The following is a 14,241-nucleotide window of genomic DNA, read 5'->3' as shown; positions in this document are numbered from 1 at the left end:
GCCACGGAATCCCAGGGCCGTATCCATACCTCTGCCTGTACGGTGGCCGTGATGCCCGAGGCTGACACCGTGGGTGATGTGGAGATCAATCCGGCGGACCTGCGCGTGGACACCTTCCGCTCCAGCGGAGCCGGGGGGCAGCACGTCAATACCACCGATTCGGCCATTCGCCTCACCCACCTGCCGACCGGCGTGGTGGTCGAATGCCAGGAGGAGCGTAGTCAGCACAAGAACCGCGCCAAGGCGATGTCGCTGCTGGCCGCCAGGCTCAAGCAGAGCGCCCAGGACAGTCAGCGTCGCGAGCAGGCCGATACGCGCCGTTCGCTGGTGGGGTCGGGGGATCGCAGTGAGAGAATCCGCACCTATAACTTTCCCCAGGGGCGCCTGACGGATCACCGTATCAACCTCACCCTCTACAAGCTGGGCGAAGTGATGGCCGGCGAGCTCGATGAAGTCGTCGAGCCGTTGATTCACGAGCATCAGGCCGAGCAACTTGCGGCCCTGCAGCAGGAGGGTTGATGGATATCGACAGCCTGTTGGGCCGTGCAACGGAGCGGCTTGCCCAGGCGGGCTCGGCCAGCCCGCGCCTTGATGCCGAGGTACTGCTGGGTCATGTGCTGGGCGTCGACCGTACCTGGCTCTATACCTGGGGTGACAGAGCGGCCCCGGTGTATGAGCGCGCCCGATTCGAGGCGCTGGTAGCAGCCCGGGCCGAGGGCCACCCCGTCGCCTACCTGATCGGTGAGCGCGAGTTCTGGGGGCTGGCGCTAACCACCTCGCCGCAGACCCTGATCCCGCGGCCCGATACCGAGACCCTGGTGGAGGTAGCGCTGGAGCTGGCTCTTGCTACCCGGGGGCATTTTCTGGACCTGGGTACCGGCACTGGCGCGATTGCCTTGGCCTTTGCCAGTGAACGGCCCGGCTGGCAGGTAACCGGCATCGACCGGGTAGAGGAGGCGGTAGCACTCGCTACAGCCAATGCCGATAGGCTGGGTATTGCCAACGCGAGCTTCCTGGCCAGCGACTGGTTCTCGGCCCTCGCCGCCGAATGCTTCGACGTGATCGTCGCCAACCCTCCCTACATCGCCGAGAGCGACCCGCACCTCATGCTCGGCGACGTCCGCTTCGAGCCCGCCAGCGCGCTGGTGGCAGGGGAGGATGGGCTGGCCGATCTGCGGTGCCTGGTCGAATCGGCACCGCGCCATCTTCTGCCGGGGGGCTGGCTGGCCATGGAGCACGGCCATGACCAGGCCGAGCGAGTGAGACAGCTGCTGCAGGCAGCGGGATACCGCGACATTGCCAGTCGCCATGATATATCGGGCCGGCAGCGAGTGACCCTGGGGCGCATGGCCGGCTAACGTTGAGGGCTCGCCACTGGAGGGGCGTGCGCGCTGTGGTACACCTGTTCAGGAAATATTTCCGATTGTCGTCATGATTCCATGCCTCTGCACCCCCAGCGCACTTCATTACCGCTGATTCCTGGTCGGATCCACCGGCATGGCGACATCATCCATTCATCCTGATCCGGTTTGCCAAATACGATAATGAAAGCCAAATCCCGCTCGCTCGACCGTATCGATCTCAATATCCTGCGCTGCCTGCAGGAAAATGCCCGCATCTCCTATGTCGACCTTGCCGCCCAGGTGGGTCTCTCCACCACGCCGTGCCTGGAGCGCGTCAAGCGACTGGAGAAGTCAGGGGTCATCCGCGGCTACAAGGCGGTTCTCGATCCCAGGGCCCTCAAGGCCAATCTGCTGGTGTTCGTCGAGATCAGCCTTGAGACCCAGTCCCCGGCGGTATTCGATGAGTTCCGTCGTGCCGTGGCTAGACTGCCCCAGATCCAGGAGTGCCACCTGGTATCGGGTCAGTTCGACTATATCCTCAAGTGCCGGATTCCGGAAATGGCAGCCTATCGCCAGCTGCTCGGCGACGTGGTATTGACCCTGCCGGGCGTCAAGGAGTCCAAGAGTTACGTGGTGATGGAGGAGGTCAAGGAGGAGTTCTCGCTCTATGTGCCAGACATCGAGGAGCTGGAAGGCAAGTGATGGCAATGGACGATGACCAGCTGCTGCGATACAGCCGCCAGATCATGCTGGAATCGATCGATATCCAGGGCCAGGAGCGGCTGCTGTCGTCCCGGGTTCTTGTCGTGGGAGCCGGTGGCCTGGGCTCTCCGGTGGCACTCTATCTTGCCGCCGCCGGGGTGGGGCATCTCACCCTGGCCGATGCCGACAGCGTTGAACTCTCCAACCTGCAGCGCCAGATTGCTCATGGCATGAGCGACCTCGAGCGCAACAAGGCCGAATCGGCTCGCGAGTCGGCGCTGGCGCTCAATCCCGGTTGCGATATCTCGGTGGTGACGCAGCATCTGGCGGGGGCAGCCATGGATGATGCCGTGGCCGCAGTGGATCTGGTGCTCGATTGTACCGACCGCTTCTCCAGTCGCTATGCCATCAATGCCGCCAGTCGCAAGGCGGGCAAGCCACTGGTATCCGGTGCGGCGATCCGCTTCTCCGGGCAACTGGCGGTGTTCGATCCCCGTGACCCGGCAAGCCCCTGTTACGCCTGTCTCTATCCTCCCGGAGAGGGCGACGACGAGGCGCTGCGTTGTGCCGAAAATGGCGTCGTCGCCCCCCTGGTGGGGCTAATCGGCTGCTTCCAGGCACTGGAGGCGGTCAAGCTGCTCAGCGGTGCCGGTACCCCACACCGCGGGCTCTCCACCTTCGACGGCATGAGCGGCCAGTGGCGCCATTTCCAGGTGCCGCGGGATCCCGCCTGTCCGATCTGCGCCTCGCGCTGAGGATGCGATCATGGTCGACCGTTTGGGGCTGAAGCTGGGGCAGGTCAGTGACTTCGATATTCGCTTGATTCGTGTCTTCAAGGCCGTGGTGGAGTGCGGGGGGTTCTCCGCTGCAGAGTCCGCACTTGGCATCAGCCGCCCGGCAATCAGCCAGCACATGAGCGACCTCGAGAAGCGCCTGGGGCTCAAGCTGTGTCAGCGGGGACGTGGCGGTTTCTCGCTGACAGAGGAGGGGCGCCAGGTATTCGAGGCGACGCTGACCCTGCTGTCGGCACTGGAAACCTTTCGCACCGAGGTCAACGGCCTGCATCGCAACTTGCGAGGCGAGCTCAACATTGGCCTGACCGACAACCTGGTCAGCATGCCACGGATGCACGTGACCGATGCCCTGGCCGACCTCAAGGCACAGGGGCCGGACGTGCGAATCAACATCCACATGGAGGCACCGGACCGTATTGCCCAGGGGGTCCTGGACGCCCGCCTGCATGTGGGTGTCGTCCCCGAGGTCAACCTGCCGGCAAGCGTCGATGCACGCCCGCTCTATGATGAAACCTTGCGGCTTTACTGTGCCGATCGCCATCCACTCTTTCCTCTGCCGGCCGAGTCGCTGGATGAGGCGATCCTGGCCCGGCATGAAGCGGTACTTCCCGCTTACCCGCTACCCGAGGCGGCCCGCCTGGCCCATGCCAGGCTGAAGGGAACCGCAACGGCCTCCGACCGCGAGGGCGCGGTCTTTCTCATCCTGACCGGTTGCTATATCGGTTACCTGCCCGACCACCTGGCCGAACCCTGGGTCGGGGCGGGGCGCTTGCGTGCGCTTATTCCCGAGACCTGTACCTACCCCATTCCCCTGGTCACGATTACCCGTCGAGACCGCCGTCCACATCGGGTTCTTGACGTCTTTCTGGCATCGGTGGGTCGCCATGCCTAGGAGCCTGTCGGGCTTTTTGATGGTGATTTATTGACACGCTTCTCCTGTTGTCGCACCTGTGATAACGCTGTCCAGTGCTCTTCTTGCTATGCAAGGCGTCATTAGTGCGTTGAAACAGGGAGGCGTTGACGATTGCGTTGTTGATGGTTTTTGTTATTGAATACTTGACAGTGTCCGCGGGTTTGGTGCCAGACTAGATGGTATGGCCGCCTGCTCGTCATGGGGCTCAACCCGAGGCCATCGCCACAGGTTGGCTTGAACCCAGGGCCAATCATCACCCAGTGTGCCGGCCGCCCCCGGCCCCACCATTGCAAGGACCGGTTTCATGGCGACTGCCACAACGCGCGACATCCCGGCCTCCTATTACCGCGATACGGTAGCGGTAGGCCTGGACGCCTGTCCGCCGCTGGAAGGCGACCAGCGGGCTGATGTCTGCGTCATCGGTGGTGGGGTAACCGGCTGCTCGGCGGCGCTGCACCTGGCCGAGCGGGGCTACTCGGTGCGTCTACTGGAAGCCAGTGCGGTGGGCTTCGGCGCCTCGGGGCGCAGTGGTGGCCAGATCCTGCCGGGCCTGGGCACTGACATCGCCACCGTGGAGCAGGCACTGGGTCATGAACGGGCCCGTGCCATCTGGGAGATGAGTCGTGAAGCGGTTCGGCTCACCGCCGCGCTCGTCGAGCGTCATGCCATTCCCTGCGATCTGGCCTGGGGCTTTCTGCATGCCGCCGTCAAGCCGCGCCATGTGCGCGAGTTGCAAGCGTTTCAGGAGCGCATGGCCCGGGATTACGATTACACGAACATGACCTGGCTCGAGGGCTCGGCACTGCATGAGCGGGTGGTGACCGACGCCTACCCCGGCGCTCTCTACGAAGAAGAGGGCGGACACCTGCATCCGCTGAATTATACGCTGGGCCTGGCTCGCGCCGCGCAGCGTGCCGGGGTGACGATCCATGAGGGCAGCGCCGCATGCCTCATTCGCCGGGGGCAGACGGCACGGGTGGAAACCGAAGGCGGCAGCGTCACCGCCGACTTCGTGGTGGTCGCCGGCAATGCCTATCTGGGAGGGCTGGTGCCGGAGCTGTCGGGGCGAATGATGCGAGCCGCCAACTACATGGTGGCGACCGCCCCCCTGAGCGAGACGCAGGCCGCCTCGGTGCTGCCGTGCAACGATGCCCTGGCCGATGCCAATTTCGTCCTCGACTACTATCGGCTCTCTGCCGATCGGCGGCTGATCTATGGCGGGGAGGTGAGCTACGATGGCCGTGAACCGCGTGGCTTGCGTGAGCGAATGGACGCCAAGATCGCCCGCCTGTTTCCCGTTCTGGAGGGTGTGCCCATCGACTATCGCTGGGGGGGAGATGTGGCCATTACCCTCAATCGAGCGCCGGATTTCGGCCGTATCGGGCATAACCTCTACTACGCTCAGGGCTATTCCGGCCACGGCATGGCCCTGGCGGGGCTCGCCGGCCAACTGATGAGCGATACCATTGCCGGCCAGAGCGAGCGGTTCGATCTCTTCGCCGCCATGCCTCATCGGCGCTTCCCCGGCGGCGACCGGCTGCGTACGCCGCTGCTGGTGCTGGCGACCACCTTCTACAAACTGCGCGACCGACTATAACCATCAGCCCGAAACGGGGCGGAAATGAGGTTTCCATGAAAGATCTAGAGAGCTGGCTCAAGGAACGGCGCATCACCGAAGTGGAGTGCCTGGTCAGCGATATTACCGGGATTGCGCGAGGCAAGATCACCCCCGTTTCCAAGTTCATGGCCGAGAAGGGTATGCGCTTGCCCGAAAGCGTACTGCTCCAGACCGTAACCGGCGACTATGTGGAGGATGAGCTCTACTATTCTCTGCTCGACCCGGCGGATATCGACATGATCTGCAAGCCGGACATCTCGGCGGTCTATCCGGTGCCCTGGGCGCTTGAGCCCACGGCCCAGGTCATTCACGACTGCTACGACAAGATGGGCAACCCCATCGAGCTTTCCTGTCGCAATCAGCTCAAGCGCGTGCTTGCCCTCTATGCCGAGAAGGGCTGGAAGCCGGTGGTGGCGCCGGAGATGGAGTTCTATCTCACCAAGCGCTGTGAGGATCCCGACCTGCCGCTTCAGCCGCCGATCGGGCGCAGCGGTCGGCAGGAGACCGGCCGGCAATCCTTCTCCATCGATGCGGCCAACGAGTTCGATCCTCTGTTCGAGGACATGTACGACTGGTGCGAGGCCCAGGGGCTGGATATCGATACCCTGATCCATGAAGAGGGTACCGCCCAGATGGAGATCAACTTTCGCCATGGCGACCCGTTGATGCTGGCGGACCAGATATTCCTCTTCAAGCGAACGTTGCGTGAAGCGGCCCTCAAGCATGATGTGGCTGCCACTTTCATGGCCAAGCCCATCACCAATGAGCCGGGCAGCGCCATGCACATCCATCAGAGCGTGCTCGACGCCACCACCGGGCGCAGCATCTTCGCCAATGAAGATGGCTCCATGAGCCAGCTGTTCCTGCACCATATCGGCGGACTTCAGCGTTTCATCCCCGAGGCGCTGCCGCTGATGGCGCCCAACGTCAACTCCTTCCGCCGGTTCCTGCCGGATACCTCGGCGCCGGTCAACGTCGAATGGGGGGAGGAGAACCGTACCTGCGGGCTGCGCGTCCCCGACTCCACGCCACAGAACCGGCGCATCGAGAACCGCCTTCCCGGGGCCGACGCCAACGCCTATCTGGCCATTGCCGCGAGTCTGCTCTGCGGCTATCTCGGCATGGAGCAGGGGCTGAACCCGTCGGCGCCGGTGCAGGGGCGGGCGTTCGAGCGGCGCAACATGCGCCTGCCCTTCACCCTGGAGCAGGCGCTGGAACGGATGGAGCACTGTGCAGAGCTGGAGCGCTACATGGGCCATCGCTTCGTGACCGGCTATGTGGCGGTAAAGCGGGTGGAGAACGAGAACTTCAAGCAGGTGATCAGTTCCTGGGAAAGGGAATTCCTTCTGCTCAGTGTTTGAAAGGGTGAGTGACTCAATGAAACCATTTGAAAAACAACAGCGAAGAGGTGTCATGATGTCCCGACAAAGCAAGCTTTCCCTGGCCGTGGCTGCGGCCTCCCTGACGTTGATGGCCACGACGGTTCAAGCCAACGAGGTGCGGGTCTACAACTGGTCGGACTATATCGCGCCGGATACCCTGGAGAAGTTCACCGAGCAGACCGGCATCCGGGTGATCTACGACGTCTACGACAGCAACGAAGTGCTCGACGCCGCCATGCTTTCGGGGCGTTCCGGGTATGACGTGGTAGTGCCCTCCAACCATTACCTGACGCGACAGGTCAGTGCCGGTGTCTATCGGGAGCTGGACCACGACAAGCTGCCCAACATGGTCAATCTCAATCCCGAGCTGATGGACGACCTGGAGTCCATCGATCCGGGCAGCCGCCACTCCGTTCCCTACATGTGGGGCACCAACGGCATTGGCTACAACGTCGAGCGGGTCACCGAGATCCTCGGCGAGGACGCCCCGGTCGATTCCTGGGCGCTGATCTTCGATCCTGAGGTTACCTCCGCGCTGAAGGCGGGGGGCTGCGGCATCTCCATGCTCGACTCGGGCGATGAAATGCTCTCGCCTGCCATGGCCTACCTGGGGCTCTCCCCGCTCTCGGAGGAGACGGCGGACCTGGAGGCGGGGGGGGACCTGATCGCCGCCGTGCGCGACAACATTACCTACTTCCACTCCTCGCGTTATATCTCGGACCTGGCCAACGGCGATATCTGCGTGGCGGCCGGCTATTCCGGGGATATCTTCCAGGCCGCGGACCGCGCCGAGGAAGCCGGGCGCGACTTCACCATCGCCTACACGATTCCCAAGGAGGGCGCGGCGCTCTGGTTCGACATGATGGCGATACCTGCCGATGCGCCGAATCCCGACAACGCCCACGCCTTCATCAATTTCATCCTCGAGCCCGAGGTGGCCGCCGCGATCACCGAGTACGTGGTGTATGCCAATCCCAACATCGCCGCCAACGAGTTCCTCGATCCGGATATTCTCAACAACACCTCGATCTATCCCGACCAGGATGTGATGGATAATCTCTATGTGGCGGAAGAGAAGCCCCTCGCCGTTCAGCGCGTGCGCACACGCACCTGGAACCGCGTGAAATCGGGCATCTGATGCGACACGCCGGCCCGACTGGGCCGGCTCCCCCCTCCCGATTGGCTGCCAGGAGACGCTGCGATGTCGCAACCCCAGCCGAGCGCCTTGGGCCGGGCTCCTCTTGTCGAGCCCGTGTCTTCCGAATCCGATTCTGCTCAAACACTCACTTCCGGACAGCCGTCGTCGACGACTGCCGCCTCCGGCAGGCCGCGGCCGGCCCCCGGGGAGGCGTTGATGGAAATCCGTCGGGTCAGCAAGCGCTTCGATGGCGCCCTGGCGGTGGACGACGTCACCCTCTCCATTCGCCGGGGGGAGATATTCGCCCTGCTCGGCGGTTCGGGTTCGGGCAAATCAACCCTGCTACGCATGTTGGCGGGCTTCGAGAAACCCAGCGAAGGCGAGATCATCCTGGATGGCCAGGACATTTCGACCATGCCGCCCTATGAGCGGCCGATCAACATGATGTTCCAGTCCTATGCTCTCTTCCCCCACATGAGCGTGGAACAGAACATCGCCTTCGGCCTCAAGCAGGACCGGCTCAAGAAGGATGAGATCACCCAGCGCGTGGCGGAAATGCTCAAGCTGGTGCACATGGAGGCGTTTGCCCGGCGCAAGCCTCACCAGCTGTCGGGCGGTCAGCGGCAGCGCGTGGCCCTGGCCCGTTCGCTGGCCAAGCGTCCCAAATTGCTGCTGCTCGATGAGCCCATGGGGGCGCTGGACAAGAAACTGCGCACCGAGATGCAGCTGGAAGTGGTCCAGATCCTGGAGCGTGTCGGGGTCACCTGCATCATGGTGACCCACGACCAGGAGGAGGCCATGACCATGGCAGACCGGGTGGCGATCATGTCGGATGGCTGGATCGCCCAGGTGGGCACCCCCATGGATGTCTACGAGAGCCCGGCGAGCCGCATGGTGGCGGAATTCGTGGGCACGGTGAACCTCTTTGCCGGCGAGATCGTCGTCGATGAGGCCGATCACTGCATCATCGACAGCCCGGACCTGGGTCGGCGGGTCCGCATCGGCCATGGTGTCAGCACCCAGGCCGACGAGCGTCGTGTTTGGCTGGCGATACGACCGGAGAAGACCTGGTTGACCCGTGAGCGTCCCACCGGCGACTACAACTGGGCTGCCGGTACCGTCGAGGATATCGCCTACCTGGGCGGCTTCTCGGTCTACTTCGTGCGCACCGAAGGTGGGCATCTGGTCAAGGCCAGCATGACCAATACCGAGCGCCGCGGCGACCGGCCGAAGTGGGACGAGCCGGTCTATATCCATTGGGACGAGCTGAGTGCCGTGATCCTGCACGACTGAGACTGCGAATTCTGACGCGCCTTGCTGCAACGAGGCCGTCCCATGGGGAGATTTCCATGTCCAATAACCTGGTTCGCCTGCGACGGTTGTTCAAGCCTCGTCGTGGTTGGGTCATCGCCGTGCCGCTGCTGTGGTTGACGCTATTCTTCCTGTTGCCCTTCGGCATCGTGCTCAAGATCAGTCTTTCGGAGGCGGCCATCTCGGTGCCGCCGTACAGCGCGATCTTCGATTATGGCCGTGAGACGCTCAATATCGTCCTCACCTTCAGCAACTACCTTTTCCTGACCACGGATACGCTCTATATCGCCGCCTACTGGGGGTCGGTGAAAATCGCGCTGCTGGCGACGGTACTCTGCCTGCTGCTGGGCTACCCCATGGCCTACGCCATGGCTCGGGCCCCATGCGCTGGCAGCTGATACTGCTGCTGCTGGTGATGCTGCCCTCCTGGACCTCCTTCCTGATCCGGGTCTATGCCTGGATGGGCATCCTCAGCAATAACGCTTGATCAACAACGCCTTGATGTGGCTTGGATGGATCGACTCGCCGATTCGCATGCTGAACACCAATTTCGCGGTGATCCTGGGCATCGTCTATGCCTACCTGCCGTTCATGGTGCTGCCGCTCTACGCCAACCTGACCCGCCTCGATACCTCACTGCTCGAGGCCGCGTCGGATCTCGGTTCACGCAAGCTGAATACCTTCTTCACGGTGACCCTGCCGCTCTCCAAGGGGGGCATCATTGCCGGCTCGATGCTGGTCTTCATTCCGGCGGTGGGGGAGTACGTGATCCCCGAACTGCTGGGTGGGCCCAATACCGTGATGATCGGCAAGGTGCTATGGGAGGAGTTCTTCCACAATCGCGACTGGCCGGTGGCCTCAGCCCTGGCAATGGTGATGCTGGCGATCCTGATCATACCCATCGCGCTCTTTCACCGTTATCAGTCCCGCGAGCTGGAGGAGTGAGCCATGCGTAAGCCATCCTTTACCACGGTGATGCTGATCGTCGGTCTGCTCTTCCTCTACCTGCCGATGGTCATCCTGGTGATCTACTCCTTCAACTCGTCCCGCCTGGTGACGGTATGGGCCGGTTTCTCCGGGCGCTGGTACGTGGAGCTGTTTCGTGACCGGCAGATCCTGGCTGCGGTCTGGACCAGCCTGCGTATCGCCTTCTTCTCGGCGTCCATGGCGGTGTGCCTGGGTACGCTGGCTGCCTTCGTGATGACGCGCTTCTCGCGCTTTCGGGGCAAGACGGTGCTCTCCAGCATGGTAACCGCGCCGCTGGTCATGCCCGAGGTGATCACCGGGTTGTCGCTGCTGCTGCTGTTCGTGCACATGGCGCAGATGGTCGGCTGGCCGGCGGATCGTGGCATGGTCACTATCTGGATCGCCCACACCACCTTCTGCAGCGCCTACGTGGCGGTGGTCGTGGCCTCCCGGCTGCGCGAAGTGGACCTCTCCATCGAGGAGGCGGCCATGGACCTTGGCGCGGGCCCGGTGAAGACGTTCTTCCACATCACGCTGCCGGTGATCTCGCCGGCGCTGGCGGCGGGTTGGCTGCTCGCCTTCACCCTGTCGTTGGACGACTGGTGATCGCCAGCTTCGTTTCCGGTCCCGGCGCCACGACCCTGCCCATGGTGGTGTTCTCCTCGGTGCGAATGGGCGTTTCGCCCAAGATCAATGCGCTGGCCACGTTGATCATCCTGTCCGTGTCGCTGGTCACCTTCCTCGCCTGGTATTTCATGCGTCGCAATGAGGCGAAGCGGCGGCAGGCGATGCTGCAGGATATGACAGCCGGCCGATGAGGGAAGCACTGCACAAAGGAGGCGCTTCCGCGCGCGCCGCTCTCTTCACTGCTTTCAATCCATCCATTCACGTGAGGTATCGTAATGTCGACCAGTGCCAATGCCGAGCATGTGGCGTCCTACTACGCGGCGACGGCGAATCCGTCGCCTGAGCGCACTGCCCTTGCAGGTGGCATCGAGTGTGACGTGTGCGTGGTCGGGGCGGGCTTTACCGGTATTTCCGCGGCGCTGCATCTGGCCGAGCAGGGCATGCAGGTGGTGGTGCTGGAGGCGGCTCGGGTCGGCTTTGGTGCGTCAGGACGCAACGGTGGACAGATCGTCAACAGCTATAGCCGCGACATGGATGTAATCGAGTCCAAGTACGGTTCCGAAACCGCCAGGGCGCTTGGCGACATGGCCTTCGAGGGCAATCGCATCATTCGCCAACGTATTGCGCAGTACGCGATCCGGTGCGACCTGAAGGAGGGTAATCTCTTCGCCGCCTGCAACGAAAAACAGATGCAGGGGCTGATCGAGCACAAGGCGCTCTGGGAGCGCTACGGCCACCATGAGCTGGAGCTTTTGGAGGGGGCGGCGCTGCAGCGGGAGGTGAACAGTGAACGCTACGTGGGGGCGCTGGTGGATCACTCCGGCGGGCACCTGCATCCGCTCAACCTGGTGCTCGGCGAAGCGGCGGCCTTCGAGGCGCTGGGCGGGGTGATCCACGAGCAGACCCCGGTGCTGGAGGTGAGGCACGGCGAGCCGGTAGTGCTGCGCACCCCGAAAGGTAGCGTCACTGCCCGGCGGGTGGTCATGGCCGGGAACGCCTATCTGCAGGGGGTGCTGCCGGAACTGGAGAACCGGTCGATGCCCTGCGGCACCCAGATCATCACCACCGAACCGTTGCCGGTGGCCCTGTGCCGCGAGCTGATACCCAATGATATGGCGGTGGAGGATTGCAACTACCTGCTCGACTACTATCGGTTCACCGCCGACGGCCGGTTGCTCTATGGCGGTGGCGTCAACTACGGCGGCCAGGACCCGGCGGATATCGCGGCGGTGATCCGCCCCAAGATGCTGAAGACCTTTCCCTCGCTGGCCGAGGTCGGAATCGACTACGCCTGGAGCGGCAATTTCCTGATGACCCTGAATCGACTGCCGCAGTTCGGGCGGCTCAACGGCAATGTCTACTACGCCCAGGGGTATTCCGGCCATGGCGTGACCTGCTCACACCTGGCCGGTCGCTTGATCGCCGAGGTGATGCGGGGGGAGGAAGAGCGCTTCGATGCCTTCGCGGGCCTGCCGCACCTGCCCTTTCCCGGGGGACGCCTGCTGCGGGTGCCCCTCTCGGCGCTCGGCGCCTGGTACTACGCCACCCGCGACAAGCTCGGCATCTAACGACACCGCTGATTGATTGCTGCGCTCGAGATACTGCCCCCGACGAGCTATTGCCATAAGCGATCCCACTCGGGCTGATCCGTCGACAGGTCTACGAGGGGGCGCTGTGAACCCCTCCCTGGGCGCTACCGATGCCATCCCTGGCATAGGACCCCCTCTACGACCTGTCCCCGGCGCCCCTCGTTATGTGGCAACGATGATAGCCTGGCTGACCACCGGCGGTAGCGATGCGTGGACCGCCGAAAGCCTCGTTGACTTCCGGGCGCGGTCAGTAGAGCCCGATGGTCTCGCCATCCTCGTCGATATCGAGCCGGGTGGCGGCCGGCGAGGCGCCGAGCCCGGGCAGGGTGAGGATATCGCCGGCCAGGGCATAGACGAAGCCGGCGCCGGCGGAGAGCCGTACCTCGCGCACCGGCAGTCGCCAGCCTGTGGGAGCGCCGAGCCGGCTCGGGTCGGCGGAGAGCGAGAGATGCGTCTTGGCGATGCACACCGGCAGCCGGCCATGGCCCTGACGCTGCCAGGCCTCCAGTTGCTTCCGGGCCGTGGGAGCGAAGTCGACCCCATCGGCGCCGTAGAGGCGGGTCGCGATGCATTCGATCTTGGCCGCCAGCGGAAGCTCGTCCGGATAGAGGAAGTGGAAGTCGCCGCCGGCCTCGGCGGCTTCCACCACTGCTTCGGCCAGGGCCCGCGCCCCCTCGCCGCCGTCGCGCACATGGGTGGCCACCACCGCCTTGATCCCTACCGACTCGCACAGCTCGCGAATGGCCGCGTACTCGCTTTCGTGGTCACCGGGGAAGGCGTTGATCGCCACCACCGGGGTGATGCCGTGGGCGCGGATGTTGTCGATCTGCTTGAGCAGGTTGACGCCTCCCTGCTGCACCTCCTCCGGATGCTCCGCCAGCAGGGAGGCTGGAAGCGGTTGGCCGGGCACCAGCGGGTGGCGGCCGCTGTGGTACTTCAGGGCGCGCACCGTGACCACCAGCACCGCGGCATCCGGCATCAGGCCCGAGGTGCGGCACTTGATGTTGAAGAAGCGCTCGGCGCCCATGTCGGCACCGAAGCCCGCCTCGGTGACCAGGAATTCGCTGGCGTGCAGGCCGATCCGGTCGGCGATGATGGAGGAGTTGCCGTGGGCGATGTTGCCGAACGGGCCGGCATGGATCAGCGCCGGGGCGTGCTCCAGGGTCTGCAGCAGGTTGGGCTTGAATGCCTCCTTGAGCAGCACCGTCATGGCGCCGGCGGCGCCGATCTGCTCGGCAGTCACCGGCTCGCCCGCGCGGTCCTGGCCCACCATCAAGCGCCCCAGGCGGCGGCGCAGGTCAGCCAGGGAGTCGGCCAGGGCCAGCACCGCCATCACCTCGGAGGCGGCGGTGATCTCGAAGCCGGTCTGGCGGGGAACCCCGTCGCCGCTGCCGCCGAGTCCTACCACCAGGTGGCGCAGGGCGCGGTCGTTGAGATCGATGACCCGCGACCAGCAGATCGTACGGGGATCTAGTTCGGGTTCGAGGCGGTGATGCAGATGGTTGTCGATCATGGCCGCCAGCAGGTTGTGGGCGGCGCTCACCGCATGGATGTCGCCGGTCAGGTGCAGGTTGATGCGCTCCATGGGCAGCACCTGGCTGTAGCCGCTGCCGGTGGCTCCGCCCTTGAGGCCCAGGGTCGGGCCCATGGAGGGTTGCCGCAGAGCCACGCTGGCGACGTGACCCAGGCGCTGCAGTCCCTGTACCAGGCCGATGGCGGTGGTGGTCTTGCCCTCTCCCGGAGGCGTGGGGGTGATCGCCGAGACGACCACGTAGCGTCCCCGGGGGCGTTCGGCCAGCGCCGCCAGGGCCACCGGGTCGAGCTTGGCGATACCGCGCCCGTAGGGTTCCACGGCCTC

Annotated in this window: 11 protein-coding genes and 2 pseudogenes; 12 read left to right on the top strand and 1 reads right to left on the bottom strand. The window is 64.2% G+C overall.

From position 1 onward, the window contains the following. From Q427_RS02480 to Q427_RS02425, 12 genes and pseudogenes are all read left to right on the top strand, one after another. The coding region (locus Q427_RS02480) for a peptide chain release factor-like protein (RefSeq protein ID WP_043510676.1) at positions 1-519 on the top strand (519 nt) is incomplete at its 5' end. Then, positions 519-1,358 carry a peptide chain release factor N(5)-glutamine methyltransferase gene (prmC, locus tag Q427_RS02475; RefSeq protein ID WP_043510667.1) on the top strand — a complete coding sequence of 280 codons (840 nt, stop codon included), beginning with the start codon at positions 519-521 and terminating at the stop codon, positions 1,356-1,358. The genes Q427_RS02480 and prmC, both read left to right, overlap by 1 nt. Positions 1,359-1,544: 186 nt before the next feature. Further along, entirely contained in the window at positions 1,545-2,045 is a 501-nt protein-coding gene (locus Q427_RS02470) for an Lrp/AsnC ligand binding domain-containing protein (protein ID WP_043510665.1), read from the top strand. A 5-nt stretch (positions 2,046-2,050) separates the two neighbouring features. Beyond that, a complete protein-coding gene (locus tag Q427_RS02465) occupies positions 2,051-2,800 on the top strand; it encodes a HesA/MoeB/ThiF family protein (RefSeq protein WP_043510675.1) in 750 nt (249 codons plus the stop codon). Between the two features lie 10 nt (positions 2,801-2,810). Next, positions 2,811-3,731, top strand: a complete 921-nt coding sequence (locus tag Q427_RS02460; protein ID WP_043510664.1) for a LysR family transcriptional regulator — start codon at positions 2,811-2,813, stop codon at positions 3,729-3,731. Positions 3,732-4,056: 325 nt separating this feature from the next. Continuing rightward, positions 4,057-5,349 (top strand): NAD(P)/FAD-dependent oxidoreductase, encoded by a 1,293-nt coding sequence (locus Q427_RS02455; RefSeq protein WP_043510661.1) that lies wholly within the window; start codon positions 4,057-4,059, stop codon positions 5,347-5,349. Between the two features lie 35 nt (positions 5,350-5,384). Then, positions 5,385-6,731 carry a glutamine synthetase family protein gene (locus Q427_RS02450; RefSeq protein ID WP_043510660.1) on the top strand — a complete coding sequence of 449 codons (1,347 nt, stop codon included), beginning with the start codon at positions 5,385-5,387 and terminating at the stop codon, positions 6,729-6,731. A 55-nt stretch (positions 6,732-6,786) separates the two neighbouring features. Beyond that, the gene (locus Q427_RS02445; protein ID WP_043510672.1) at positions 6,787-7,890 is read left to right on the top strand and encodes a polyamine ABC transporter substrate-binding protein; all 1,104 of its coding nucleotides are present in this window, start codon (positions 6,787-6,789) and stop codon (positions 7,888-7,890) included. A gap of 216 nt (positions 7,891-8,106) precedes the next feature. Beyond that, positions 8,107-9,183 (top strand): polyamine ABC transporter ATP-binding protein, encoded by a 1,077-nt coding sequence (potA, locus tag Q427_RS02440; protein ID WP_197030470.1) that lies wholly within the window; start codon positions 8,107-8,109, stop codon positions 9,181-9,183. A gap of 56 nt (positions 9,184-9,239) precedes the next feature. Then, a pseudogene (locus Q427_RS02435) lies at positions 9,240-10,146 on the top strand (ABC transporter permease subunit). A 30-nt stretch (positions 10,147-10,176) separates the two neighbouring features. Then, a pseudogene (locus Q427_RS02430) lies at positions 10,177-10,985 on the top strand (ABC transporter permease subunit). 84 nt (positions 10,986-11,069) lie between these two features. Then, a complete protein-coding gene (locus Q427_RS02425) occupies positions 11,070-12,362 on the top strand; it encodes an NAD(P)/FAD-dependent oxidoreductase (protein WP_043510658.1) in 1,293 nt (430 codons plus the stop codon). Between the two features lie 268 nt (positions 12,363-12,630). On the opposite strand, the gene Q427_RS02420 is transcribed toward Q427_RS02425, so the two are convergent. Further along, positions 12,631-14,241: formate--tetrahydrofolate ligase (locus Q427_RS02420; protein WP_043510656.1), on the bottom strand; the 1,611-nt coding region annotated here is incomplete at its 5' end.

The organism is Halomonas sp. BC04, from assembly GCF_000568385.1.
This window is presented reverse-complemented; position numbering and strand designations above follow the sequence as displayed.

Bases quoted from the DNA above. Each gene is read 5' to 3' on its own strand.
- prmC (WP_043510667.1), top strand. From the start codon at position 519: ATGGATATCGACAGCCTGTTGGGCCGTGCAACGGAGCGGCTTGCCCAG.
- Q427_RS02470 (WP_043510665.1), top strand. From the start codon at position 1,545: ATGAAAGCCAAATCCCGCTCGCTCGACCGTATCGATCTCAATATCCTG.
- Q427_RS02465 (WP_043510675.1), top strand. From the start codon at position 2,051: ATGGACGATGACCAGCTGCTGCGATACAGCCGCCAGATCATGCTGGAA.
- Q427_RS02460 (WP_043510664.1), top strand. From the start codon at position 2,811: ATGGTCGACCGTTTGGGGCTGAAGCTGGGGCAGGTCAGTGACTTCGAT.
- Q427_RS02455 (WP_043510661.1), top strand. From the start codon at position 4,057: ATGGCGACTGCCACAACGCGCGACATCCCGGCCTCCTATTACCGCGAT.
- Q427_RS02450 (WP_043510660.1), top strand. From the start codon at position 5,385: ATGAAAGATCTAGAGAGCTGGCTCAAGGAACGGCGCATCACCGAAGTG.
- Q427_RS02445 (WP_043510672.1), top strand. From the start codon at position 6,787: ATGTCCCGACAAAGCAAGCTTTCCCTGGCCGTGGCTGCGGCCTCCCTG.
- potA (WP_197030470.1), top strand. From the start codon at position 8,107: ATGGAAATCCGTCGGGTCAGCAAGCGCTTCGATGGCGCCCTGGCGGTG.
- Q427_RS02425 (WP_043510658.1), top strand. From the start codon at position 11,070: ATGTCGACCAGTGCCAATGCCGAGCATGTGGCGTCCTACTACGCGGCG.